Origin of the sequence: Microlunatus aurantiacus, assembly GCF_039536605.1 — a bacterium.
GTDB lineage: Bacteria > Actinomycetota > Actinomycetes > Propionibacteriales > Propionibacteriaceae > Microlunatus > Microlunatus aurantiacus.
In genome coordinates this window covers 18,753-43,751 of record NZ_BAAAYX010000010.1, presented here as the reverse complement: position 1 = coordinate 43,751, position 24,999 = coordinate 18,753, and the positions used below count along the sequence as shown (strand labels likewise).

Here is a 24,999-nt window from a genome sequence, read left to right as displayed (position 1 = left end):
GCTCGTCGAACGTGCAACAGGTCGTCGGTGGTCGAAGGCTCAGGCCACGCTGCGGATCCGCGGCCCGGTCACCATGATCCGCCCTGCGGTGAGCGCCTTGCGCACGGTGGGTACGCGGACCCGGCTGCTGAACACGTTGTAGTGGGCGCGCTCGATCCGGTCCAGGATCTGCGCGTAGAGGACGCGGGCCGCGCCCACGCAGCGGGCCGAGCGGGGCGGCAGCATGGCGATCCCGGAGTCGGCGAACGCGTACAGGCTGCGGTTGCGCTCGATCTCGTACGCCATCAGGGCCCGCCACTCCGGCGTGGAGTGGCGCCAGCGCAGGTCGACCCCGAACCGGCGCAGATCCTCCTGCGGCAGGTACACCCGGCCGCGGTCGAGGTCCTCGTCGACGTCCCGGAGGAAGTTGGTGAGCTGGAAGGCCAGACCGAGGGCGCGGGCCGGGGCCTTCGCCTTCTTGGTCTTCGGCTCCAGCACCGGCAGCATCATCTCGCCGATGACGGCCGCCGAGCCCTCCATGTAGCCGCAGAGGTCCTCCCACGACTCGTACGAGGTCGTGGTCAGGTCCATCGCCATCGCCCCGAAGAACCGGTCGAAGCACTCGGGGTCGATGTCGCAGGCGCGGGCGGTGGTGGCCACAGCCGCCAGCACGGGGTCGTCGCTGACCCCGTCGACCAGCGCGGTCCGGAAGCGGTCCGCGAAGGCACTCAGTCGCCGGGCCACCTCGCTGTCCTCGCCGGCGGGACCGGTGACGGCCGCCGGCGGCCGGGTCGCGGAGCGCGCGCCACCGAGGCCGGTGCCGGGCACGAAGGTGTGCTCCTCCGGCGCCGGCGAGTCCGACGGCAGGTCGACGATGTCGTCGGCCAGCCGGCACAGGGCGTAGACGGCGTAGACGTGCTTGCGCTGCCGGCGGGGCAGCAGGGCCGCCCCCCAGAAGTAGGTGGTGCCGAACCGCCGGGTCAACCGCCCGCACTCGGCGTACCCGGCCCGCAGCACGCTCGGGTCGACGGCCTGGGTCAGCGACATTCAGCCCCTCCTGCTCGCCCGGCGTGGTCTCGTCGCGCTCGTCGAGGCGTCGTCCCGGAGGTACTCGCCCACCCGGTCCGCAGCCAGCTTCCCGGAGATGAGCACCATCGGCACCCCGACCCCGGGGACAGTACCGGAGCCGGAGAACACCAGCCCCGGCACGCGCCGCTCGACGTTCGCCGGCCGGAACGGACCCGTCTGGGCGAAGGTGTGCGCCAGCGCGAACGGGGTGCCGGCCGCCATCCCCTGCTGCTGCCAGTCGAGCGGGGTGACCAGCTCCTCGGTGACGACGTCGGTGGGGTAGCCCTCCTGCTCGAGGAAGCCGAGGAGTCGCTCCCGCATCGGGCCCCGCTCGCGCACCCAGTCGATGTGGCCGTCGGCGAGGTTGGGGACCGGCTCCAGCACGAACAGGGTCGAGCAGCCTTCCGGGGCCAGCGACGGGTCGTCGAGCGAGGGGATGGTGACCAGCCGCGAGGCGTCGCCCATCAGGGTGCCGCGCTTCATCAGGTCGTCGAAGGCGCCGCCCCACTCGTGCCCGAAGTGGATGTTGTGGTGCGAGACGCCCGGCTCGGGCAGTCCGCGGACCCCGAGGTGCCAGACCACAGCCGAGGGGGAGTAGCGCGGTCGGCGCAGCGAGCGCGGCGGGGTCAGGTCGGGCAGCAGCTTCTCGTACGCGGTCGGCAGGTCGAGGGTGCACACGACCGCGTCGGCGGCGAGCTGCTCGCCGGAGTCCAGCCGTACGCCGGCGACGCCGCCGGTGTCGCTGCGACGGAGCACGTCCGCGACCGATGCGCCGTAGCGGAACTGGGCGCCGGCCTTCTCGGCGGCGGTGGCCAGGGCCACGGGCACGGCGTGCATGCCGCCGCTCTCGGGGAACCAGACGCCCTCGATGCTGTCCATGTAGGTGATGACCGCGTAGATGGCCAGCGCCTCGTCCGGCGCCAGACCGGCGTACATGGCCTGGAAGCTGAACAGTCGGTGCAGCCGGTCGTCGGTGAACCGGCGCCGGATGGCGTTCCCGAGCCGACCGAAGCCGCCGAGGCGGACCAGCTTCGCTGCGACGTCCGGCCGGGACAGGAGGTCGAGCGGTGAGTTGAAGTTGCGGTCGATGAAGTGCGGCATCTCGGCCACGTACAGGTCCTGCAGCCAGTCCACGAACCCGTCGAAGGCGGCCGCGTCGACCGAGCCGCAGGTGTCGGCGATCTCGGTGCGCATCGCCTCCCGGCCGTAGCGCACCCGGATCGTGGAGCCGTCGGCGAACTGGGCGCGGTAGGCAGGGTCCAGCCGCCGCATCGGGATCATGTCGTCGAGGTCCGCGCCGACAGCACGCAGGGGGTCGGCGATGAGATCGCGCATGGTCAGCACCGACGGCCCGGTGTCGAAGGTGAAGCCCTCCCGCACGATCAGACCGTTGCGGCCGCCGGGGACGTCCTCGCGCTCGACCACGGTTACCTCGTACCCGCGACCGGTCAGGTGGCAGGCCGCGGCCAGACCGGCCAGGCCGGCTCCGATGACGACGACTCTCACGCGGTACTCATTTCGATCGGGGGCGGACCAGGAGGGTGCTCCTGGCTATGTCACCACATGCCGCAAAGCAGCGAGTCTGCGTGTTCGGGTTCGGGACCCCGCGAGGATGCACGCTCAGGGACGCCGACGACCAAGTTGGGAGTGTGCTGCTGGACGTCGTCGGGGGTCGCTGACTGCGGCGGCAATCATTTGGGGGGCGACATCGCCGCAGCCAGCGAGCAGGGTGGGCTACACGCCATCGTTCGAAGCGCCGGCCACAGGGCGTCAGCTGCGCTGGACCCATGGGCCGTTCTGCGTCGTCGTGATCGCCGATGTCGAGCCTAGTCGCGCCCGGCCGGACCCGGGCGTGGTGCGGCTGAAGGTGCGCGACGTCACACGACCCGACGTCTGGAGCGTCGGTTGCGGGTCAGGCGTCGCGCCAGGCGATCTTGTGGGCCATCACGGTCAGCTCGCGGACCCCGTCGGGGTCCAGCGCCGAGCTGTCGAGCGCGGCCAGCGCCTCCGCGACGTGCCGGTTGATCCGGTCCTCCACCTCGGCCACCACCCCGCACTCCTGCAGCGACTCCTGCAGCTGGGTGATGTCGTCGACGGTGAGGTCCGGTGTGCCGACCTTGCTCAGCATGGCCCGGGCGGCACCGGTGGTGCGTTCGTGCGCCAGGGCCAGGATGACGGTCGGCTTCGCGGAGATCAGGTCGTCGCCCGCCGGCTTGCCGGTGCGGGAGGGGTCGCCCCAGACGCCGAGCAGATCGTCGCGGAGTGCGAAGGCCTCGCCGACCTCCTGGCCGTACGTGGCCAGCGCCGCACTGACGACCTCCGGCGCGCGGGCGGCGGCGGCGCCGAGCTGCAGCGGGCGCTCCACGGTGTAGGCCCCGGACTTGAGCCGGGCCACCTGGCGGGCGTGGGTCAGATCGCGGCGACCCGCGGCGCTGCCGGTCAGGTCACGGCGCTGTCCGTACACCAGCTCGATGACCAGCAGGCGCCAAATCCGCCGCAGCTCTTCCGGCAGGCCGGCCACCAGGGCGTCGGCCTCGGCGTGAGCGAGATCGCCGAGCAGGATGGCGATGTTGTCGCCGAAACGCTCGGCCCGACCCTGACCCCCCGTACGCCGGTGCAGCTCGGCCGCGTGCAGGTGGGCGGTGGCCACACCGCGGCGGGACGTGGACTCGTCCATCACGTCGTCGTGCACCAGCGCGAACGCGTGCAGCAGATCGAGGGCGGCGCTGACCCGCACGACGTCGGCGTGGCCGATGCCGCGAGCCTGACCAGAGGCGCTGACCCAGCCGAGGTGCGCCATCACCGGGCGGATCCGCTTGCCGCCGCTGTGCACGAGCGTGTCGAGCAGGGCGGGCAGGTCGTCCTCGCCGAGCACGTCGGCCGACTCGCCCGCCGGGGCGAGCTTCGTGGACCACAGGTGGTGAAGGTCGGCCAGCACCTCGCTGAGCTGCTGGTCCACCAGCTCCAGGTGGTGGGTGATCGACGAGGCTTGCTCGGGACGGGGGAGACGGACCACCGTGCCGGTTTCACCGGAGGCGCTCGGCGACGCTGCGGAGCGCCGGGCCGAGGTCGCCGCGTCGCCGGCTCGTCCCGGCTCGATCGGACGGCCCGACGCGCTCGGTCGGCTGGTGGGGAGGGCCACGGTCGTCTCCGTCGGTCTCGGGGGTCGGCGCTGCACGTCTCGGGGGAGCCGCTTCGGTCAGGGAAGCGGGTGTCCCGGGTGCTCGCGGACCTGGGCGACGGCCCAGGGACTGAACACGAAGGGGGTCGCCGAGATGGCGGCCACCAGCTGCTCCCACGGGGTCCAGGCCCAGTCCATGACTTCATCGCTGTTCGGGAGCACCTGCGCGTCCGGATGCAGCCGGCCAACGAAGACCGGGCAGATCTCGTTCTCGACGATGCCGCTGGCATCGGTCGCGGTGTACGCGAAATCGGGCAGCGCGCAGGTCAGCTCGCCGACCTCGATCCCGAGCTCCTGCGGCAGCCGCCGGCGGGCGGCTTCCCCGGGTGACTCGCCGGGTGACGGGTGACCGCAGCACGTGTTCGTCCAGACACCGGGCCAGGTCTTCTTCGTCAGCGCGCGACGGGTCATCAGCACCCGCCCGGCCACGTCGAACAGGTACAGGGAGAAGGCGAGGTGCAGCGGCGTGGTCGCGGTGTGTACTACCGCCTTGTCCCGGGTGCCGATGGCTTCGCCCCGGTCGTTGAGCAGCACCACGGTCTCGACGGTCATCCGGTGAGGGTAGTCGAGAGCGCCGAAGATCCCGGACGTCGCTGCTCGAGCCCCTGGGTTTCCCCGGATGTCCCGTGCTGGATGATGGTCGGTATTCGTCCCGAAGCGAATTTTTTCGGTCTCGGCTGACGTGACACTCGAGAGTCGGCAGAATGTCGTCTGGCCGGCGTCCCCGGCCGCCATTCCCGAGGGACGCGGCTGAGCGATGCGTGGGGGCGGGTCGCAGTTTCTTCTGGGGGAAAGATCGGTGGGGATGAACAGGGACGTGCGCGTTTTCGTCCACCCGCAGGGGTTGTGCGACAGCGATGACGTGGGTGACGGCACCCGCGTGTGGGCGTTCGCCCACATCCTGCGGGGTGCCCGTGTCGGTCGCGACTGCAACGTCTGCGACGCCGCCTACATCGAGGGCGGGGCCGTGGTCGGGGACCGGGTCACCGTCAAGAACCAGGTGATGATCTTCGAAGGTGTCGAGATCGGCGACGACGTGTTCCTGGGGCCCGGCGTGGCGTTCACCAACGATCTGACTCCCCGAGCCCGTATCAAGCGGCACGGCGATGCGCTCCTGGGCACGAAGGTGGAGCAGGGAGCGACGCTAGGAGCCCGGGTGACGGTGGTGTGTGGGGTCACCATCGGCGAGAACGCCTTCGTCGGTGCGGGCGCGGTGGTGGTCCGCGACATCGCCCCTCACGCCTTCGTGGTCGGCAACCCCGGTCGGCAGATCGGCTGGGCTTGCGAGTGCGGGGAACGGCTCCCCGACGATCTCGTGGGCGGCTGCGGTCGGGCGTACGAGCTGGTCGGCGGCCGGCTCCGGTCGGCGTCGGCCTAGGCGTGTGCCGTGTACGTCACGCTGCGCGGCGCGCCCGAGAACGACGAGCCACCGGCCCCCCGTGGCCTGCGCCGTAGGGTGCCCGGGGCCGTCCTCGCCTTCGGCACGGTCAGTCTGCTGACCGACATCTCGTCCGAGTCGGTGGCGGCCGTGCTGCCGCTCTACCTCACGGCCGTGCTGGGCATGGGCCCGCTGGCGTACGGGTTCTTCGACGGGATCTACCAGGGTGTCTCGGCAGCGGTGCGCGTCCTGGGCGGCTGGTGGGCGGACTCGACCCGACGGCCCAAGTGGGTGGCCTTCGTGGGCTACCTCGCTTCCGCCGTCTCCCGGATCGGGTTGCTCTTCGCGACGGGCTTCGGAGCCATCACCGCGGTCATCACTGCCGACCGGTTGGGCAAGGGCCTTCGGACCGGACCGCGGGACGCCCTCATCGCGACCGCCTCCGACCCGGCCGACCTGGGACGCAACTTCGGCGTCCATCGGGCGATGGACACCTTCGGGGCGTTGATCGGACCGCTGATCGCGTTCGCCGTGCTGGCCGCCGTGCCGTTCGGCCTGGGCGGGTTCCAGTCTGTGTTCGTCTTCAGTGCGGCCTTCGCGATCCTGGGGCTCGTGGTGCTCGCCATCGCGGTGCCGGACCTCCGCGCAGGTGGACCGCCGGGACCTCCCGATCCCACCGACACCCCGGACGCGTCCCCCGCTCGTGGGCGGGTCGCCCTGCGGCTGTCGGATCTGTCCCGACCCGAGCTGCGGCGGGTGCTCGTCGTCGCCGGCCTGCTGGGCCTGGTGACCGTCGGTGACGGCTTCATCTACCTCGCGCTGTCCGACCGGGGTTCGGTGGCGGCGACGTACTTCCCGCTGCTCTTCGTGGGCACCAACGTCGCCTACCTGGCGCTGGCGATCCCGCTGGGGAAGGTCGCCGACCGGATCGGTCGCGGGCTCGTCTTCCTCGCCGGCCATGCGGTGCTGCTGGGGGTGTACGCCCTGGCGGCCAGCACGATCGGCGGCATCGGCACGCTCGTGATGGTGCTGCTCCTGCTCGGCACCTTCTACGCGGCCACCGACGGTGTGCTCTCCGCACTCGCCACCCAGACCGTGCCCGAAGAGAGTCGCGCGAGCGGGATCGCGGCTGCCCAGACGGTGGTCGCTCTCTCCCGGTTCGTTTCCTCGATCGCCTTCGGCCTGATGTGGCAGCTTGGCGGCCGCACAGAGGCGCTGTGGGTGATGAGTGCGGCGCTTGTAGTGGCTCTGGTCGGGGCGACCTGGTTCATGCGGCCGATGCTCCAGGCCCGCCGAGTGGACGTATGACGCGCGGGCGGCTGGTGGTGATCATGGTCACGGCACTGGTGGTCCTCGGCGTGGCGGTCGGCTACTTCGTCTACGTCCGGGCGGCGACCGACGCCCGCATCGCCGGGGCCGATGGTCCCGCCTCGGCGGATCGGACCGAGGTGCTGGCCGCACCGCACGTCGTGTTCCGCAACAGCGCCCTCGGTACCGACTACGGTCGCCTCGCGGCCGTGTCGTTGTCCGACCCCGCGGGTCCGCGGGCCGTCTTCGACATCAGCTGCGAGCGCTCGTACGCCACCGCCGACGCCGGGGTATGTGTGACCGCCAAGCGGGGCGTGGTGCAGACGTACGGCGTCTCGATGCTGGGTCCTGAGCTGCAGCAGGTGAGCGCGACCGAGCTGGTGGGACTCCCGAGCCGGGCCAGGATGTCGACGGACGGTTCGCTGGTCGCGACGACGACCTTCGTCACGGGGCACTCGTACGCCCAGGCGTCGTTCTCCACCGAGACGATCATCCGCCGCGACGGCAAGAGCCTCGGCAACCTGGAGACCTGGGACGTGGAGGTCGACGGCCGGCCGTTGCAGTCCGTGGACCGGAACTTCTGGGGCGTCACGTTCGCCTCGGACGACGACACGTTCTACGTCACCGCCGCGTCCGGTGGCACCACCTGGCTGATGAAGGGATCGCTGTCGGCCAAGAAGCTGACCGCGCTGCGGACCGACGCCGAGTGCCCGTCGCTGTCACCGGACGAGACCAAGGTGGCCTACAAGAAGCGGCTCGGCAACACGACGCCGGGGATCTGGCGGATCGCGGTCCTGGACCTGGCTACCGGCCAGGAGACGCTGACAAGCGACCTGCGCAGCGTCGACGACCAGGTCGAGTGGTTGGACGACAACACGCTGCTGTACGGGATGCCCCGGAGCGGCGCCGACGCCACCACGACCGACATCTGGGCCGTTCCGGCGGATGGCACGGGCGAGGCGAAGATCTTCATCGAACACGGATCGTCGCCGGCGGTGGTGAGGCTGTGAGTCCCGACCGGGGGGTGAGTGCCAAGTGGCGTTTGATGTCGACAGAAGGAGCGGAACGCATGGCTGGAGGCGCGTCGAAGCGACCCGACCACGTCCTGATCATCGTCCAGAATCTGCCGGTCCCGCTGGATCGCCGGGTCTGGTTGGAGTGCCTGGCGCTCAAGGCGGCGGGTTACGACGTGAGCGTCATCTGCCCCAAGGGCCCTGGCGACGGGGACTACCAGGTGCTGGAGGACGTCCACATCTACAAGTACAAGCCCGCCCCGGAGGCGCGCGGGCTGCCGGGGTTCGTGATCGAGTTCGTCTACAGCTGGCTGCGGACCGCGGTCCTGTCGTCCACGGTGTGGCGACGCCAGCCGTTCACGATCATGCAGGCCTGCAACCCGCCGGACACCTACTGGGCCCTCGGTCTGCTGTGGCGGCTGCGGGGGGTCACCTTCGTCTTCGACCACCACGACCTGAACCCCGAGCTGTTCATCTCCCGCTTCGGTGAGCCGACGAGCGGGCTGAAGAAGGTGGAGTACGCCGGGCTCCGCTGGCTCGAGCGGATGACGTTCCGGACCGCCAAGCGCGTCATCTCCACCAACGAGTCGTACAAGGCCGTCGCCGTCCGCCGGGGCGGCCGGGCGCCGCATGAGGTCACCGTGGTGCGCAGTGGCCCCGATACCCGCCAGATGAGGCCGATCTATCCGTCGTCCGCTCCGGGCGGCGATCGCGTCTACACCCTCGCCTACCTGGGCATCATGGGTCCCCAGGACGGGGTGGACGTCGTGCTCGACGTGATGGAGGAGCTGGTCCACCGCCGCGGCCGCCGAGACGTGCGGGCCGTCCTGCTCGGCTTCGGGGACTGCTATGAGGACCTGCGCGCCCAGTGCACGAAGCTCGGTCTGGACGCATACGTGACCTTCACCGGTCGCGCGGACAGGGCGATGATCGCCGAGCACCTCAGCGTCTCCGACATCGGTCTCTGCCCGGATCTGAAGACTCCGCTCAACGACGTCTCGACGATGAACAAGACGATGGAGTACATGTCGTACGCCCTGCCGTCGGTCTCCTTCGACCTAGTAGAGACACGGGTGTCGGGGGGCAACTGGGTGCTGTACGTACCGTCAGGGAACGTCGCTGCGTTCACCGACGCCGTGGAGACCCTGCTCGACGACCCAGACCTCCGGGTCATGATGGCCCGCGGAGCTCGAGAGCGGGTGTCCAGTGAGCTGGACTGGCGGCCGCAGGCCAAGGCCTACCTGGGGGTGTTCGCCGAGCTGACCGGCCGAGCACCCTACGAGTTGTCCGACGGCAGCGCGGTGGCTGCCACAGCCGACCCGCAGGGCCGAACCTACGTACCGCTCGATGACGAGGTCGAGTTCGAGCGATTCATCCGTGAGAGGACGGCACGATGACGTTGCCCGAGTTGACCAACATGGTCAATCTCGCAAGCGAGACCGACACCCATCCGGACACCCATCGGCGAGCGCTCCGCATCTCCGTGATCGGGTGCGGCTACCTGGGGGCGGTCCACGCCGCCTGCATGGCCGCACTCGGTCACGAGGTGATAGGCGTCGACGTCGACGCCCGCAAGGTCGAGGCGCTGGCTTCCGGTCGGCCCCCGTTCTACGAACCCGAGCTGCCCGAGTTGCTGTCCGAGATGGTGGCGACCGGACGGCTGCAGTTCTCCAGCGACATCTCCGACGCGGCGAGTGCCACTGTGCACTTCATCTGCGTGGGCACCCCCCAGAAGCGGGGGGAAAACAAGGCCGACCTCCGCGCCGTCGATGCCGCGATGACCGCGCTACTGGGCATCGTGAAGCCGGGCGATGTCGTCGTCGGCAAGTCCACGGTGCCGGTGGGCACCGCGGAACGGCTGGTGGAGATGATGGCCGAGGTCGAGCCGGCGGCGACGCTCGCCTGGAACCCGGAGTTCCTCCGCGAGGGCCACGCCGTGAAGGACACCTTCCATCCCGACCGCCTGGTCTACGGCGTTCCCGATGATGCCGCCGGCGCCCGGACCACCTCGCTGCTGAGTCAGGTGTACGCGAAGGCATTGGCCGAGGGCACCCCGCTCATCGTCACCAACTACACCACCGCTCAGCTGGTCAAGGTGGCGGCCAACTCGTTCCTGGCGACCAAGATCTCCTTCATCAATGCCATGGCCGAGCTGTGCGAGGCCACCGGCGGCGACGTGGTGCAGCTGGCGGACGCGATCGGTCACGACGCCCGGATCGGTCGGCAGTTCCTGAACGCCGGCCTCGGTTTCGGCGGGGGATGCCTGCCAAAGGACATCCGCGCCTTCATGGCCCGGGCCGGCGAGCTCGGCGTGGATCAGGCGCTGGCGTTCCTGCGCGAGGTCGACTCCATCAACATGCGCCGCCGGGTGCGGATGGTCGACCTCGCCCGCGAAGTGTGCGAGGGATCGATTGTCGGGCGTCGGGTCGCGGTTCTCGGCGCGGCGTTCAAGCCTGAGAGCGACGACGTCCGCGACTCGCCGGCTCTGAGCGTCGCCGCTCAGATGGCGCTGCAGGGTGCCGATGTGGTGGTCACCGACCCGAAGGCGATCGAGAACGCCGCCGACAAGTGGCCCGACCTGCACTTCGTCGACACGGTCGAGGAGGCGGTCACGGGCGCCGAGCTGGTGCTGCTGCTGACCGAGTGGCAGCAGTATGTGGGGCTCGATCCCGTCGAGCTGAAGCGCCGGGTCAAGATGCCCCGAATCCTCGACGGACGCAATGCCCTCGACTCCGAGGCGTGGCGATCTGCGGGATGGACCTATCGAGCTCTCGGACGTCGCTGATCGGTCCGAGTAGTGCGCTCCCCGTGTCTCCCGTGCTCGCTGCCCCAGGTCTCAGCGTTCGGTCAGGATTTCCTCGGAAGTCGTCCCACGACGAAGGATGCTGCCCTACTCTGTTTTCAGGGGCCCGACGGGGTGGTCCCTTGATGTCGGGGGAGATATGAGACTTCGGCTCGATGATCTGACGTGGCGTGAGATCGATGGCGACCTTGTCGTCTTGGACCTGCGCACGTCCACGTACCTGACGACCAACCTAAGCGCCACTTTCCTCATGAAGCAGTTGGCCGAGGAGCGAACCGACAGCGAGCTCACCGACGCGCTCGTAAGCGAGTTCGCGATTTCGCGCGCTGCGGCCGAGCGCGATGTTCACACATTCGTCGATGATCTCGATCGTCGCGGGCTGCTCGTTCATGCTTGAGTGGCCGTCTCTACTGACCGGCCGCGGCGGCGGCATGAGGAACGAGGTTGCAGAGGGGGTGAATTGCATATGAGTGAAGCCGTAGCTTACGAAAGCCCGCAGCTGACCGAGGTGGGGTCGGTGAAAGATCTGACTCTGGGTGATGGTTTCCGCGGAAATGACGACACGTTCGTCTTCTCCATCTGGGGCCACCAGATCACCATCACTTACGGGGAGTTGTCGTAGTGGTTTTCGAGGAATCGGGAGTTGCATCCATGTCGAATGCAACTCCCGATGCTTTTCGGTCAGGAGAAGGAATGACGAGCGGCGCCGCGGGGCGGTTCGTGCGCTGCGACCCGCTCGAGGTGGCTGTGGGATGGGTGTACGGCAGCCGGCCCGCGCCCCGTCCGGCTACCGGCCAGGCAGCGCGCCAAGCGCTGGACGACGCCATCCGGCCAGCGCTCCAACACGGTCCTTGTTATGTGACCTTCTCCGGCGGTCGGGATTCATCAGCGGTGCTCGCGGCGGCGACTGGTCTGGCCCGCCGCGAGGGCCACGATCTGCCCGTTCCAATGACCCGGGTGTACCCCGACCTGGCGGACACCGACGAGTCCAGTTGGCAACGTTTGGTCGTCGACCACCTCGGGCTGACCGAGTGGGTTCGGCTCGAGTTGCGTCAGGGCGAGTCGGATTTGCTCGGTCCTGCTGCCCGGGCGGGGCTGCGGGCACGCGGCCTGGTCTGGCCACCCGCCCTTCAGACGCATGGGGTCATGTTCGAGCATGCTCGAGGAGGATCGCTGGTGACCGGCGAAGGAGGTGACGCTGTGCTCGGTTCCCACCGCGGCACGCCACTGGCCAGGCTGCGACACGGACGTCGGCCGAGTCGGACGCTGCTCCGGCTCGCGGCGAGTGCCGTCTTGCCGCGACAGATCCGCAGGAAGCGGATCGCTGCGCTCGCCATGCAGTCGGTCCAGAGTCGGTGGTTGCAACCGGACGCCCTGCTGCAGCACGCGCGGAAGATCGCCGATGACGAGTCCGGGGAATCGCTGCGCGGCGACTCGGCGACGTGGGCCGTGGCGACCAAGCGATCATTCGCGACCATCTCCCACAACCACGCGGTCGTCGCTGCCGAGTATGGGATCAAGGCGAGCGATCCGCTGCTCGACCACCGCTTCGTCTCGACCTTGGCTCGGGACGGCGGTGCGCTGGGGTTCACCAGTCGTACGGCGACCATGCGGTTTCTCTTTGCGGACACCCTGCCGGCGGCCGTTCTCAGCCGTCCGACGAAGGCGAGGTTCAACCACGCCCATGCCGCCGAAGCGACCCGTGGCTTCGCCCGTGACTGGGACGGCACCGGAGTCGATCCGAACCTGGTGGACGTTGATAGGTTGCGTGACGTGTGGCTCTCCGACCAGCCGACGATGGCGACGGGCATGCTTCTGCACGCAGCCTGGCTGAGCACGATCGGCCGGGCTGGATGACTCGACTCCAGCCCGAACGCATCTCTGGCCACCTCGTCCAGCTACCCGAGTTGCTCCGGGTGACTGCGGTCGCTCTCTGTGTTGAGATCGGCCTCCGGACCACGACGCTGCCACGCCTGGCTGACTTCCTCGGTGTCCCGCTCGCCGTCGATGATGCCGGCCACGTCCGCCAGCCATCGTCGGGGCAAGGAGCAGAACCCTTCGTCCTGCCGTCAGCGGCACGTCGTCGGCTCCGCGCGACCAGGACGGTGATGAGTCACTGGCCACTCGGCGACACCTGCCTACGCCAGGCGCTGGTCAGCGGTCAACGGATCCGCCAGCTGAAGCCGCACCTGCACGTCGGGGTAGCAAAGGTCGGTGGAGAGGTCCGAGCTCACGCCTGGCTGGCGGTCGGAGAGACGGTCATCGACCCGATGCGTGCCGCTGGTTCCTACCTTCCGCTCTCCGTGCCACGGACCGGAACGCCACCGTGAAGCACAGTTGTCGGCTCTACGGCCTGAACATCTCCTCCGATCTCCCGCTCTACCAGCTTCGGCGGGTGCCAGCCGGCGGTCGGATCGACGTCGAGGTGCTTCTCGGATCGTCGATCCCCCGTAACGACGACCGTCCGTCGGGGAGACTCGTTCTTCACCTCGAGACCTCGAAACAGCAGTACACCGTGACGGAGGTCGACGGCGCCTATCTTGCCCGGTTCTACGGGTCCTGCGACATTCGGTTCGAAACGGCAATGTCTCGGATGACTGTTCTTCCCGTCCAGGGTGTGGAGTTCAGTCTGCTCTCGGTGCTGGTTGCCGGAACCGCCCTGGCGCTCCTACTGACCATGCGTGGAGACGTCGTGCTGCACGCCAGCGCGGTGCAGGTGGACCAGGGAGCGGTGGCGTTCATCGGTGGCTCTGGCATGGGCAAGTCGACCATGGCTACGCTCTTTTGCGCCCGCGGGGCATTGCTGATCACCGACGACCTCTTGCACCTGACCTCGACTGAGGATCGGCTCACCTGTGCTCTGGGCGCCACAGAGGTGCGGCTCCGCAAGTCCGCGTCAGAGCTGATGTCACGATTCGGCACCACACCTGGTCGGCGCAGCACAGGTGATGACCGCGAAGCCTTGGCTACGATGCCGGCGGTTGACGACGACATCGCCCTCGAGGCGATCGTCGTGCCCATTCCCGACAAGGCCGCTGCGGCCGGGTCCACATTGGTCACGCGGCTCTCCGCATCGGATGCGCTGTTGCTGCTCTCTCGGTTTCCTCGACTCCTCGGGTGGTCTGATACGGGAGCGATCCGGCGTCAGTTCGATCAGCTTGCCGACGTCGTCACCCGGGTACCGGTGCATGTCGCGGAACTACCGTGGGGGCCGCCATTCGCGGACGACGTGGTCGGCTCGGTGCTCGAGCGACTGGGCATGAGCCTCGACCGATTGTCGAGTCTCCCGAAGTCGACCGTCGCTGAGTCGTGACGTCACGGGGAGCGCAGATCGACGCCGCGGACGGTCGATTCCACCGCCGACATGTACTGGTCGATCTTCGACGGGTCGGCAGGGATCCGCGGTGGTGGGACAGGCGCGCGCCGCGTCCGGTTGAAAACTCCGACGGCGCTGTTGTGAAGCGCCCAGGCGAGTGTCCCGCGCGCGGTAGGCTGGACGGCTCTCGCGACCAGCCGCGGAAGGGACTCGTCCTTATGCAGCATCTCCGTCGGCCAGCGCCGATCGACTGTGGACAGAGCGGGCCGAAGAACGCTGGACAGTCCGAGCATCGGGTAGAGGTCCGCGGGCAGCGGAGTACCCAGCAATCGTCGCGCTCGGCCGAGCACGAGAGCGGTCTGCGCCGTCGACCGCCACTCTTTGGCTCGGATGGCCACCAGATCCCAGTCGTCGATATCACGGGCCAGCTGATCCGCATCGATCAGGTGCAGCAACCGGGTGCCTCCACTCAAGGCTGCGTGGAGGCATACGTGCAGCAAGGCGTCGGTCGGGTCGAGGGCCCACAGCGGCGCCAACCCGGCCTGTACCCGCCGGCGCCGGCGAAGCAGCATCGGTGTCGAAATCGGGAACCGCTGACGACGCGAGACGTTCACGACCATCGACCAATGCAGGTCGACCAAGATCCTTCGACTGCTGGCGAGGCGAACCTCGCCCGACAACTCCGGACGTTCAAGGGTCTCGTTGGAGTCGATGACGTTCCAGCCGACCGCGTTCAACCGCTCATGAGCCTCGCGAAGATCAAGAGGATCGACCAGAATGTCCAGGTCCTTGTAGGAGCGCAAACCGGAGACCGGGTGTGCGAGCTCGGAGAGCACCGGACCTTTGAACGTCAGCCAAGGCAGATCGCCGAGGACCGTCTCGATCTCTCTCAACGCGGCCAGCATCCGCGAATGCCGCACGATCACGGTATCGCGATCAACCCTGAGCGGCTCCGCGAGATCTGGACGCACGCCGCGCAGCGCGACGTGGGCCAGCGGAGCGATCCGGTGGTATCTCGCGGCGCCGACCAGATCATCCACCAGCGGAAGTCCATCGGCGAGCTCAGGCACCTGAGACCGGCAGACGTCGACCAAGACGGCCGCTACGGCACGTCGGTCAAGCTTCCCCTGCCGAATGTCGTCACCCCTGGTGTCCGGTCGTCGCGGGCGCAAGCGACACGTCATAGTTCACCAGGGACGTTATCGCATCGGATGGTCGGTTTCACCGACAGATGCGTCACGGGGGCGCGATCGGAATGCAGCCGTTGAGAGAGAACCAGAAGGAGGGCGGATGGACGCCGGAGCTGTCGACCCGCTGACGCTGCGAGCTGCAGCGCGGTATCGCCGAAAGTCGTTGGGGCAGCTCAGGAGGCTGGTGTCTACCAGCATCGCGCTCGTGTGGTCGGCGGACCGACGGCTCTTCATCGGGCTGGTCGTCCTCCAGTTCGTCGCGGCGGCATTGCTGGTCGCCCAGGTCCTCGCCGTGCGATCCGTTCTGCAGGCGATCATCACGCTCGGTGAGCGAGCGAATGCCTCCGGGGTGATCGGCTGGATCCTCGTGTTGGCGATTCTGACCGGTCTGTCGGCGATCTGCGGCTCACTTCAGACGCAATTGCAGCGGCTCCTCGGCGAGCACGTCGCTCACGCCATGTGGAATAGGGTGCTCGGCGTCTCGACCAAGGTCGGACTGCGCCACTTCGAGTCGTCGGAGTTCTTCAACCAGTTGAGTCGGGTCCAGATGAGTGCGCTCAGCAGGCCCTATCAGGTGACTCAGGGCGTGCTGTCGATGGCAGGTGCGACGGTGGCCAGTGTGGCGCTCGGCGTAGCACTTTTCAGCTTGGCCCCGGTGCTGGTGCCGTTGGTCGCATGTGGCGGGGTGCCGGTGCTAGTCGCGAGTCGTCGCGAATCGAGACTGGAGTTCGACTTCTCGGTTCAGCAGACGCCAGCGCTTCGCCTGCGATCTTACTTCGGAATGCTCCAGCTCGGACGCGATGAAGCGAAGGAGGTCAGAGCACTCGGCCTTCAATCCTGGTTGATGGAGCGTTTCAACGGAATCTATTCCTCCTATTTGGCGGATCTGCGCAACCATGTGCGTCGGCGTACCGGTTTGAGTGTGCTGGGCCAGGTCGGTGCATCGATCGTGCTGGGGGCGACGCTGCTGCTGATGGTCTGGTTGATCCTGCGGGGCTCGCTCGACATTGCGGGTGCCGGCGCGGCTCTGGTCGCCATCAGGATGCTGATGGCTCAGGTTCAGTTGGTGTTCCGTGGTGCGCAGTCAGTCTTCGAATCTGGGCTCTTCCTCGACGACTTGGACGACTTCCTCGCCCTTGGCGCCCAGGCACGGGACGAGGATCAGGGCGCTGTGGCTCCGACGAGCTTCGACACGATTCGAGTCGAAGCGGTCACCTTCTCCTACCCCGAGTCTCCTCAGCGGGCGCTACAAGGTGTGGACGTCGAGCTCAGGGCAGGGGAGATCGTCGCACTCGTGGGAGAGAACGGGTCTGGGAAGACGACGTTGGCCAAGCTGCTGGCTGGCCTCTACGAACCCGATGGGGGCAGCATTCGCTGGGATGAGCGCGATCTGTCAGAGTTCAGTTCCTCTAGCGTCCGCGATCGGGTCACGGTAGTCTTCCAGGACTTCGTCCGATTCGCTCTCACCGCAACCGAAAACATCGCGACGGGGCGGATTGGGCTGACCGTCGATCCACAGCGGGTGCGGATGGCTGCTCGGTCTGCTGGGGCGGAGCAGGCGCTCGACGGACTACCGAATGGCTTCGACACCATCCTTTCTCGGATGTTCGCCGGCGGCCAGGATCTGTCGGGTGGGCAGTGGCAGCGGGTCGCCCTGGCACGGTCGTTCTATCGCGATGCACCGCTCGTCATCCTCGATGAGCCGACGGCTTCGCTGGATCCCCGGGCCGAGCACGAGCTGTTCACCACGCTGAGATCTGCACTGCGTGGTCGGACGGCACTCTTCATCTCGCACCGATTCGCGACCGTTCGTGGTGCCGACCGCATCTACGTGATGCATGAGGGTCGGGTAGTTGAGCAGGGCACCCATGAGGAGCTGATCCGCATCGCTGGCCGGTACGCGGAGCTCTACCGGTTGCAGGCCACTGTGCGCGTCGGTGGAGCCAGCCATGATGGTGGTGAGGCCGTGACCACCGAACACGATGACCGGGTGCAGGAGGCAACGTGACGGCGACCGACGCACGGAACCGTGTGATCATCAACTTCCACGGCATCGGGGAGCCGTCGGAGGGCGTGCCGACCGCCGAGCATCAGTACTGGTGCCCGCGGAACCTGTGGCTCGCGCTGGCTGATTGCCTGGTCGAGACGTCGCAAGATCATGACGTCGCGGTGGAGATAACGGTCGACGACGGCAACCTCAGTGACGTCGTGGATGCTCTGCCGGCGCTCGTGGAGCGTGGTCTCACCGCTTCCTTCTTCGTCTGCGCCGGACGGTTTAGGGACCCGCGCTACCTCTCCGCGGATCACCTGCGAGAACTTCGTGCCGCAGGTATGGGCATTGGCAGCCACGGCTGGGCACATGTCGATCTCAGGCGAGTTGCCGATTCCGAGATGTACCGCGAGGTTACGGAGTCGCGCGCCCGTATTGCCGAGGCGGTAGGCGCCGAGATCTCCGCCTTTGCCATCCCGTTCGGCAGTTACAACAGGCGGGTTTTGCGTCATCTGCGGGGGTACGACACCGTCTTCACCAGCGATCGCGTCCGCGCGGCACCGAATGGCTGGCTCACACCCAGGTACTCCTACGTGCACGGCTGGACTCCGGGCGACATTCGAACGATCATTTCGACCGGCATGTCGCCCCTCCGAGCTGCTCGGCGTAAAGCAGCTGTGCTCTACAAGCGATGGAGGTAGTCAGGCGTCCGATTGCTTCGTTGCCTGGCTCGAGTTCGGTTTACGGTCGGGTGCCTCGGCCGACTGGTGCTCGGCCTCTTCCCGTTGACGCATCGAATCACGGGTGAGATGCCAGACTGCGCCGGTCAAACCGACAAGCAGGAAGGTCATCCCCGCCACTTGTCGGAACCCAAGAGCGTCGAACGTGAAGTAACTGATCACGATGCCAAGTAGGGATGCGGCAACCGCCAAGCCGAGGTGTCGGTTCTGGTTCGATTCGCCGGACCAGCGCGGCGTCAACGAACAAAAGATCCCGACGACGATGAGGGTTGCGAACACGATGGCTCCGATGATGCCGAGCTCGAGCATGATCACCAGAGCCTGATTGTCGATCGTCCGGTAGATCATCGGGATGAAGGTGAACAGTCCCTGCCCGAAGAACAGACGTTCTTCGACCAGTCGGCTCACCAGCTCGTAGTCGTCCGTTCGGCCAGCGACACTGGGGTCGTCCTCGAGATTGGTGAACAGTGAGCGGATCGTGCCGAGCAACCCCGGCAGCGCCACGGGACCGATCACACCGGCGATGGGGGCGGCGATCAGTGCGGCGAGCCGCCAACGATTCGGCCAACCCAGAAACATGACCAACAGTGCGACGGCGGCGACGACGATCGCCGAGCGCGACACAGACATGAGTGCGGTAAGCCCGATGAGGAGGGTGGGAACCCAGGTGATGCGCTTCGTGGAGTAGAGGCTGCGGTGAAGGGCCAGCGGCAGGAGCGCGGCCATGATCACACCCAGTTCGATCGGGTGTCCCGACGTGCTCACGACCCGGTTCAGGTCCGATCGCGACAGCGCTGCGCCGAAGCTCGACAACGGCGTGAGCCCGGGGATCATTAGGTAGCCGGCCAAATTAACTCCGGTAAAGTACTGTAGGATGCCGAGGCTGGCGACGAACGTCGCCGCACCAACGACCCATGCGATGACGCGCTCGAGTTCGCGCCATGAACGGATGGCTTCGGCGGCAATCAGTGCCACCCCGATCCAACCAGCCATCGCCAACAGGCCCCGGTCCGCCGCACTGCCGATGGTTACAGCTAATTCGGCTGCGGTCTGTGCTCGCCACAAACGGTCTGATCGCTGGTGTATGTCTGCAGGTTGATACCATCCAGCCAAGTGCCCTGACACAAAACTGGTGAGCACGCAGACCGTGAAGAGGCCGACCGTGACGCGGATCGGTGAGAGCCCTCTTCTTGGGTTGAGACCACCGACGACGGAGCAAACCCACCATAAAAGACCGGCGATGGCGAAGAGGTTGGCCGGGGTTCCCGGCGCTCCGATCGGGCCGATGATCAGACGACTTGGGATGCAGAGCAGCAGTACAGCGTAGAAAGCCACGAACCGCCAGGCCGGAAAGAAACGGGAATGATCTGCTCGACGACCGACGACGTCGCCGGGTTGGTCAAACTCTCTGGTACTGCGTCGCTTGCTCATCCGACCGTTCGCTGGTCGTGTGCGGCGCACTCACGTCGTTCTTGTCATCGTCGCCGGCACGAGGATCCTCATCCTCAGAGGGCTGGCCGTCTTCGATATCGTACGACGGCGGGGGAACAGCCTCCGTCTGCGAACCGCGCGACTCGATGTCGTCTGCCCCCGGTTGCGCGGTCTCCTCGTCCTCGGGTGTATCGGGGTCAGCCTCGGAGTCGGCGCCCGCTTCACCACTCCATCCCCAGCCACCGGCATCCTCGTTGTCGTCAGCGAAGCCGTCGTCGGCAGTCATCGCCCGCCCCGGTGTGCCTCCACGCCGCCGTCGATCAGCGTGCAGCGCCATCGCTCGGTCCGCGGCGAAGGCTGCCAGGAGAGTGATCAAACCTCCCGTTGCAAGCGCCATCAGTAGCCCTCTGGCACGGTTGCCTTCCAGCTGATCGGGGACACTCTGAATCCCGTAGATCCGGGCGTGCGCAGTTTGGCGGGTCGGGGTGTTCTCTTCCCGCTGCACGACCTTCAACTCATCCTCCAGTCCCTGAATCACCTCATCACGGGTCGCCATGACATTCTCGGGATCAAGGCCCTCCACGCTCACTGTGATGACCGGAGTCCCGACATCAACACCCAGTTCGTATTGCGAGGTGAAGCCCTCCGACACGAGCTGCCGGCGAAACTCCAGACTCTCCGTTCCAGACACGACGATCCGTGCGAGCGTCTGGAGTCCGGTGGGGAGATAGAGGTATGGGCTGCCGGCACCTTCCGCCCCGCGAGCGTTGGGAGGGAGGAGCAGTATCAGGTTCGCTGTCGCTTGGTATCGGGGCGGCGCCTGCGTGAACAAGTACGCCGTCAGCCCAAGGGTCAGTACCATGCCGACCACCAGCACGATCCATCGGCGGAGCAGTACTCCTACCGCACTTCCCAGATCCATTTCACCTCCCGCCGTCGACCAGGTCCGCCCTCCGTTAGTTTACAGCATCCCCGAAGGGTGGGGCTTCGATTCGTTTCACTGTGCTGCTCGCGGTCGAACTCAGATGGGTTCTCAAACTCTCAGTGAAGATGTCGATCCGCTGCGTGGCAACTGCGGCGGCGGCGGCGGCTTTTCCACTCAGCAAGTCCAGATCTGAGAGATAGCCGAGAGTCTGCTCCAAGGCTTGTGCGGAATCGGCGGCGCTCAAGTCGACGAGCACGTCATAGCCCAGATTCCCGAAGAATCCAGCGAACTTGCGACTGTACGCAACAGGCACGGTGGGAACTCCGGAGGTGAACGAGGCGATTGTGGCATGCATACGCGAGCCGATGAAGCCGTCCAATTGAGAGATGTACGACTTCGCTTCCACTGGACTTGCGAATCTGGGAGCTACCGTGCATTCAGGATGTGCCTCTTGGAGATGCAGCGCAGCACGAACATCATCCTCCTGTGCGGACTCCCACTCGCGCGTCAGCACATGAGGAACCAGGTCGACCTCGCTGCCAGCCTCTTGTAGGGCGGTGATCAGAGAATGACAGTACTCTCGGTAGTCGGTCGTGAGATTGAATTGGTTGTCGCCCGTGTATCCACCATTCCAGAGGAGCCCGGACACATTCAAACCGATTCGGCGCCGAGTCGTCTCGGCAAGTGGATACATATTTGGATCCCACGGAAGCGTCACCGCGACATCGGTGGCGACAAGCGGGTCCCGATCTGTCAGTCGGCGCAGGAAGTCAGCCGACAGGTCATCCCTGGTAAAGACCTCCGCCGCTTGCTTGATCACGTGAATAAACCACGGTTTCACCACCCTGCTCGTCAGCGGTCCGTACGTCTGCGGGGCCAGTAGCAGAGGCGTCTTGGAGGTGATCGCCATTTGCTTGTGCAGCAGTTTGCGGAGCAGGCGCCTGACGCCGTAGATGTCGGAGAAGCTGTCACCACCGGTGAAGTCGAGAATTAGGTCGCACGATTTCATCTCGTGAAATGACTGGAGCATCGCACGCGGATTCTTGTGACGGAACGGAAGTGTTCGGATCTGAGTATCCGACAGGCCGAGAACCTGCTGCATTCGAGCAATCTCACGATCCGAGTTCACGGAGAACAGAACGAACTGTGTCCACCCTTCGCAAGCATTTCGAGCGATCTGTATCCCTGAGTATGCCATTGCTGCCAGACCCAAGTTGGCACTATCGCACTGAACGCCAAGAAAGCCGATCTTCACTGTTTCTCCCTCGCGAGCTATTCCGTCCCATCCGACAGTACCCGAACCGCGGCCCGCCTGCGCTCCCTGGTTGGGGAAATGCTGCAGTTATCACTCCAACGGCTCGTGCATGTAGGATCTCGGGGGGCGGAAGTGATGGAGGACTCGTCGTGACCAGTGTAGTTATCGCCGCGCACAACGAGGAGAAGGTGGTTGGTGGCTGCCTGGAGGCGCTTATGCGCGACAACTCCGGCGGGGACCTGGAAGTCGTCGTGGTGGCTAATGGGTGCACCGACGCGACAGCCGATACCGCACGCTCCTATCCAGGTGTGGTGGTTATCGAATTGAGCGAGGGCAGTAAGCCGAGGGCGCTCAATGCGGGGGACTCTGCAGCGAAGTCATTCCCCAGGATCTACCTAGATGCGGACATCGTGGTGCCCACTGGTTGCATCCGGAGTCTGGTTGCCGCGCTGTCCACCGCCGGTGTTCTCGCGGCTGTCCCGGATCGAGTGGTGAAAACCCGAGGCTGCCCCCGACTGGTCCAGGCGTACTTTGCCGTCAACGAGCGCTTGCCGGCGTATCAGGAGGGGCTTTTCGGGCGAGGGATCATCGCACTGGCCGAGGCTGGGAGGTCACGGTTCGACCAGTTCCCGTTGATCGTTGCCGACGACCTCTACCTCGACTCGCTCTTCAGACCGACTGAGAAGGCCCATGTTGCTGAAGTCACCATCGAGGTGGACGCTCCGACCAAGACCGGCGACCTCCTCAGCCGACTGGAGCGGGTCCGCCGTGGGAACGCGGCGTTGAGGCGAGCCAGCCCGCAAGGCACGATGGGTATGCCGGTACGGGAGTCCGATCGGTGGGCGTGGCTCCGCGAGGTCGTCGCACCGAACCCGCGCTTGTGGCCGGCCGGAGTGGTCTACGGACTCGTAACGGTCTACGCGGCTGTGGTCGCGCGGGTCGCTCCGTCCGCTTCGTTGGCATGGGGACGCGGTGGTGCAGTGCGCCGCTGACACGATCAAACTAACCGAAGGCGCTCGTCCCCTGATCGTGCTGGGCGCACTGCGGTCACCCTCGCCCGCCTGGCGGTCCAACTCGACTTCGGTGCCAGCCAATCGACCGTCCCTCGGTCGCCTGCTGAGAAGGCTGGCCAGATCAAGCCTGACGGGTTCAGTGGGGAGGCTCAGTGATCATGAGCGGAGGCTGCGTCCGTGCGCATGATCGCGTGTTGGATCTCCAATACAGTAGCTCCGCAAGTGCTCTGCCATGCTCTCAGTTCGGGCTGTCGCTGGGCGTCGGCTCCTCGGTGGGGGTTGGCGTTGGGCTCTCTGACATCGTCGAGCTCGGGCTGTCGCTGGGCACCGGCTCTTCTGTGGCGGTTGGCGTTGGGCTCTCCGACATCGTCGAACTCGGGGTCTCGGTCGCCGTGGGGCTGTCGCTGGACGTCGGTGTGAGTGTAGCCGGTGTCTGAGTCGATGCAGTGATGCTCGACACGGTGGAGTAGGCGACCTTGACACCGTCGATCTGGCGGTAGGCCCTGATACTGAGGAGGTAGGCAGTCCCGGGCTCGAGTCCGTTGAACTTGTAGCCCGGGTCTTCGTTCGTGCAGGGACCGTTCGGGAATCCACCGACATCCTGCCAGGCGGCGGAGGCGCCAACCCGGACCTCGTAGCCGAGGTCGGGCTTGCAGACGCGGTCGGGGTCTGGGGACCGGAAGAACCGGATGCTGATCGTCGTCGTCGTCCGGTTGGTCGGATTCGCGGCGAGACTGGGCGCGCTGACGGTCGGCCCCGTGGGAGTTGGGGTTGGGCTGTCGGTGGGTGTCGGGCTGGGTGTCGGTGTGGGGGTGGGTGTCGGTGTGGGGGTGGGTGTCGGTGTGGGGGTGGGTGTCGGTGTGGGTGTCGGTGTGGGGGTGGGTGTCGGTGTGGGGGTGGGTGTCGGTGTGGGGGTGGGTGTCGGTGTGGGTGTCGGTGCGACCAGTGTCGAGACGGTGATGTCGGCCTGCGTCGAGTGGGCGACCTTGACGCCGTCGACAAGTCGGTAGGCCCGGACGCTCAGTGTGTAGGGAGTACCGGGTTGCAGACCGCTGAACTTGTAGCCTGGGTCCGGGTCGTTGCACGGGGCATTGGGGAAGGTGCCGGCGTTGTGCCAGTCCGTGAAGGTGCCGCCCCTCATCTCATACCCGATGTCGGGCTTGCAGACGAGGTCGGGTTCGGCTGCGCGGAAGAAGCGGACGCTGATGGTGGTGGTCGTCCGGTTGATGGGTGTGGCTGCCCAACGTGGCGCGCTGACCGTCGGCCCCGTAGGCGTGGATGTCGGGATTGGGCTGGCGGTGGGCGTTGGTGTCGGGGTCGACGATGGCGTTGGAGTCGGTGCCGTTCCCAGCGTGGACGCGGTGATGCTCGACTCGGTCGAATAGGACTCCTTGACGCCGCCCTCAATGAGGCGGTATGCCCTGATGCTCAGGACGTAGGTAGTCCCGGGTTCGAGTCCGTTGAACTTGTAGCCCGGGTCTTCATTCGTGCAGGGACCGTTCGGGAACCCACCGACATCCTGCCAGCCGGAGAAGGCGCCACCTCGGACCTCGTAGCCGAGGTCGGGCTTGCAGACGCGGTCGGGGTCTGGGGACCGGAAAAACCGGATGCTGATCGTCGTCGTCGTCCGGTTGGACGGCGTCGCAGCCACCTGAGGTGGTTCCACAGGGGGCGCGGCCACGGCAGTCGAGTGAGAGAGCGCAACGATCACACAACCCAATAGGCAGGCCGAGAGGACTGACACCAGTCGGTGGAGGCCTCTCGCACGTCGGCGAGGGCTTCTGTGCACGCCCGATCTCCTCGCACCTGTCACTAATGTGCCCTTGCTCATGGGTCCCCCATCCCTCGCTGCGTCCACGCGGCATCGAAAGAATAGGGCAGTGATGATTCTGCCGCTGGTTCTACCAGAAACTCTGCTAACCGCTCCGAAGCCAGCCACCTGCGACGCTGCATGCGACAGGCAGCGGTGACCCATGGATGTAGAGGTCGTCGCGTCACCCCTGATACAGGGATCTCTCCGGGGCGAGGTCGGATTTCGGTGCCGACGATGGATATTCTGCGGGGTTATGCGTCGTTCCCGTCCCCCTGGGTCAGCAACCAGGCATCGGGCTCGTAGACAGCTCGCTCAGGAAAGTCAGGGCTGAAGAGGAACTTGACGCCGGACCTGTGGACGTTCAGACCCGCACGCTTCAGCTCCTGATCCAGACGTGTGCCCTTGATCGACCACGCCTGGGCGAGCGCGCACTTGCGTCGACTGAAGTCGTCCAGGGCAAGACGAATGAGGAGCCGGAAGGTCGTGCGATCTGCGGCATCGCAGACGTAGTCCATGATCTCGCCGACCTCCATCCCGCGTCGAACCGTGGTGGTGAGGACGACAAGGCCCACGAGTTCGCCATCGAGTGTGACGCC

The 24,999-nt window shown here is 66.6% G+C and carries 23 protein-coding genes; 13 read left to right on the top strand and 10 right to left on the bottom strand.

Annotation, left to right across the window (positions count from 1 at the left end; translation table 11 throughout):
* Positions 1-39: 39 nt before the first annotated feature.
* The 4 genes from ABD714_RS13130 to idi all read right to left on the bottom strand — a co-directional run bounded on the left by ABD714_RS13130 (position 40) and on the right by idi (position 4,780).
* A complete protein-coding gene (locus tag ABD714_RS13130; RefSeq protein WP_344812820.1) occupies positions 40-1,026 on the bottom strand; it encodes a phytoene/squalene synthase family protein in 987 nt (328 codons plus the stop codon).
* Positions 1,027-2,553 (bottom strand): phytoene desaturase family protein, encoded by a 1,527-nt coding sequence (gene crtI / locus ABD714_RS13125; protein WP_344812819.1) that lies wholly within the window; start codon positions 2,551-2,553, stop codon positions 1,027-1,029.
* Positions 2,554-2,959: 406 nt separating this feature from the next.
* Entirely contained in the window at positions 2,960-4,189 is a 1,230-nt protein-coding gene (locus ABD714_RS13120; RefSeq protein WP_344812818.1) for a polyprenyl synthetase family protein, read from the bottom strand.
* A gap of 57 nt (positions 4,190-4,246) precedes the next feature.
* Entirely contained in the window at positions 4,247-4,780 is a 534-nt protein-coding gene (gene idi / locus ABD714_RS13115) for an isopentenyl-diphosphate Delta-isomerase (protein ID WP_344812817.1), read from the bottom strand.
* Positions 4,781-5,033: 253 nt separating this feature from the next.
* Between idi and ABD714_RS13110 the strand changes: the two genes are divergently transcribed.
* From ABD714_RS13110 to ABD714_RS13065, 10 genes are all read left to right on the top strand, one after another.
* Positions 5,034-5,606: an acyltransferase gene (locus ABD714_RS13110; protein WP_344812816.1), complete on the top strand. Its 573-nt coding sequence runs from the start codon at positions 5,034-5,036 to the stop codon at positions 5,604-5,606.
* Between the two features lie 9 nt (positions 5,607-5,615).
* Entirely contained in the window at positions 5,616-6,914 is a 1,299-nt protein-coding gene (locus tag ABD714_RS13105) for an MFS transporter (RefSeq protein WP_344812815.1), read from the top strand.
* Positions 6,911-7,924, top strand: a complete 1,014-nt coding sequence (locus ABD714_RS13100; protein ID WP_344812814.1) for a TolB-like translocation protein — start codon at positions 6,911-6,913, stop codon at positions 7,922-7,924. Before ABD714_RS13105 ends, ABD714_RS13100 begins: the two co-directional genes overlap by 4 nt.
* 59 nt (positions 7,925-7,983) lie before the next feature.
* Positions 7,984-9,324: a glycosyltransferase family 4 protein gene (locus tag ABD714_RS13095; RefSeq protein WP_344812813.1), complete on the top strand. Its 1,341-nt coding sequence runs from the start codon at positions 7,984-7,986 to the stop codon at positions 9,322-9,324.
* 20 nt (positions 9,325-9,344) lie between these two features.
* Positions 9,345-10,712: a UDP-glucose dehydrogenase family protein gene (locus ABD714_RS13090; RefSeq protein WP_344812844.1), complete on the top strand. Its 1,368-nt coding sequence runs from the start codon at positions 9,345-9,347 to the stop codon at positions 10,710-10,712.
* A gap of 157 nt (positions 10,713-10,869) precedes the next feature.
* The gene (locus ABD714_RS13085; protein WP_344812812.1) at positions 10,870-11,127 is read left to right on the top strand and encodes a PqqD family protein; all 258 of its coding nucleotides are present in this window, start codon (positions 10,870-10,872) and stop codon (positions 11,125-11,127) included.
* A gap of 69 nt (positions 11,128-11,196) precedes the next feature.
* Positions 11,197-11,352 carry a lasso RiPP family leader peptide-containing protein gene (locus ABD714_RS13080; RefSeq protein WP_344812811.1) on the top strand — a complete coding sequence of 52 codons (156 nt, stop codon included), beginning with the start codon at positions 11,197-11,199 and terminating at the stop codon, positions 11,350-11,352.
* A gap of 29 nt (positions 11,353-11,381) precedes the next feature.
* Positions 11,382-12,587, top strand: a complete 1,206-nt coding sequence (locus tag ABD714_RS13075) for an asparagine synthase-related protein (RefSeq protein ID WP_344812843.1) — start codon at positions 11,382-11,384, stop codon at positions 12,585-12,587.
* Positions 12,584-13,060: a lasso peptide biosynthesis B2 protein gene (locus ABD714_RS23085; protein WP_425562393.1), complete on the top strand. Its 477-nt coding sequence runs from the start codon at positions 12,584-12,586 to the stop codon at positions 13,058-13,060. Before ABD714_RS13075 ends, ABD714_RS23085 begins: the two co-directional genes overlap by 4 nt.
* Positions 13,057-14,043, top strand: coding sequence for a phosphoenolpyruvate carboxykinase (ATP) (locus ABD714_RS13065; RefSeq protein WP_344812809.1), 987 nt, complete (start codon positions 13,057-13,059; stop codon positions 14,041-14,043). The genes ABD714_RS23085 and ABD714_RS13065 overlap by 4 nt, the downstream gene beginning before the upstream one ends.
* 2 nt (positions 14,044-14,045) lie before the next feature.
* Here ABD714_RS13065 and ABD714_RS13060 read toward each other — a convergent pair whose 3' ends face one another.
* Entirely contained in the window at positions 14,046-15,086 is a 1,041-nt protein-coding gene (locus tag ABD714_RS13060) for a nucleotidyltransferase domain-containing protein (protein WP_344812808.1), read from the bottom strand.
* A 334-nt stretch (positions 15,087-15,420) separates the two neighbouring features.
* Between ABD714_RS13060 and ABD714_RS13055 the strand changes: the two genes are divergently transcribed.
* Both ABD714_RS13055 and ABD714_RS13050 read left to right on the top strand, forming a co-directional pair.
* On the top strand, positions 15,421-17,244 hold the full coding sequence (locus ABD714_RS13055; protein WP_344812807.1) for an ABC transporter ATP-binding protein: 1,824 nt from the start codon (positions 15,421-15,423) through the stop codon (positions 17,242-17,244).
* On the top strand, positions 17,241-17,927 hold the full coding sequence (locus ABD714_RS13050; protein WP_344812806.1) for a polysaccharide deacetylase family protein: 687 nt from the start codon (positions 17,241-17,243) through the stop codon (positions 17,925-17,927). Before ABD714_RS13055 ends, ABD714_RS13050 begins: the two co-directional genes overlap by 4 nt.
* Here the strand turns inward: ABD714_RS13050 and ABD714_RS13045 are convergent, their stop codons facing one another.
* From ABD714_RS13045 to ABD714_RS13035, 3 genes are all read right to left on the bottom strand, one after another.
* The gene (locus ABD714_RS13045) at positions 17,928-19,397 is read right to left on the bottom strand and encodes an O-antigen ligase family protein (RefSeq protein WP_344812805.1); all 1,470 of its coding nucleotides are present in this window, start codon (positions 19,395-19,397) and stop codon (positions 17,928-17,930) included.
* Positions 19,366-20,274 carry a hypothetical protein gene (locus ABD714_RS13040; protein WP_344812804.1) on the bottom strand — a complete coding sequence of 303 codons (909 nt, stop codon included), beginning with the start codon at positions 20,272-20,274 and terminating at the stop codon, positions 19,366-19,368. The genes ABD714_RS13045 and ABD714_RS13040 overlap by 32 nt, the downstream gene beginning before the upstream one ends.
* Before the next feature lie 79 nt (positions 20,275-20,353).
* Positions 20,354-21,424, bottom strand: coding sequence for a polysaccharide pyruvyl transferase family protein (locus ABD714_RS13035; RefSeq protein WP_344812803.1), 1,071 nt, complete (start codon positions 21,422-21,424; stop codon positions 20,354-20,356).
* Positions 21,425-21,726: 302 nt separating this feature from the next.
* Here ABD714_RS13035 and ABD714_RS13030 point away from each other — a divergent pair, with 302 nt between their 5' ends.
* A complete protein-coding gene (locus tag ABD714_RS13030) occupies positions 21,727-22,569 on the top strand; it encodes a glycosyltransferase family 2 protein (RefSeq protein WP_344812801.1) in 843 nt (280 codons plus the stop codon).
* 259 nt (positions 22,570-22,828) lie between these two features.
* Here the strand turns inward: ABD714_RS13030 and ABD714_RS13025 are convergent, their stop codons facing one another.
* On the bottom strand, positions 22,829-24,241 hold the full coding sequence (locus ABD714_RS13025) for a fibronectin type III domain-containing protein (RefSeq protein WP_344812800.1): 1,413 nt from the start codon (positions 24,239-24,241) through the stop codon (positions 22,829-22,831).
* A 413-nt stretch (positions 24,242-24,654) separates the two neighbouring features.
* Positions 24,655-24,999 (bottom strand): hypothetical protein (locus ABD714_RS13020; RefSeq protein WP_344812799.1); only part of this gene is annotated, 345 nt, incomplete at its 5' end.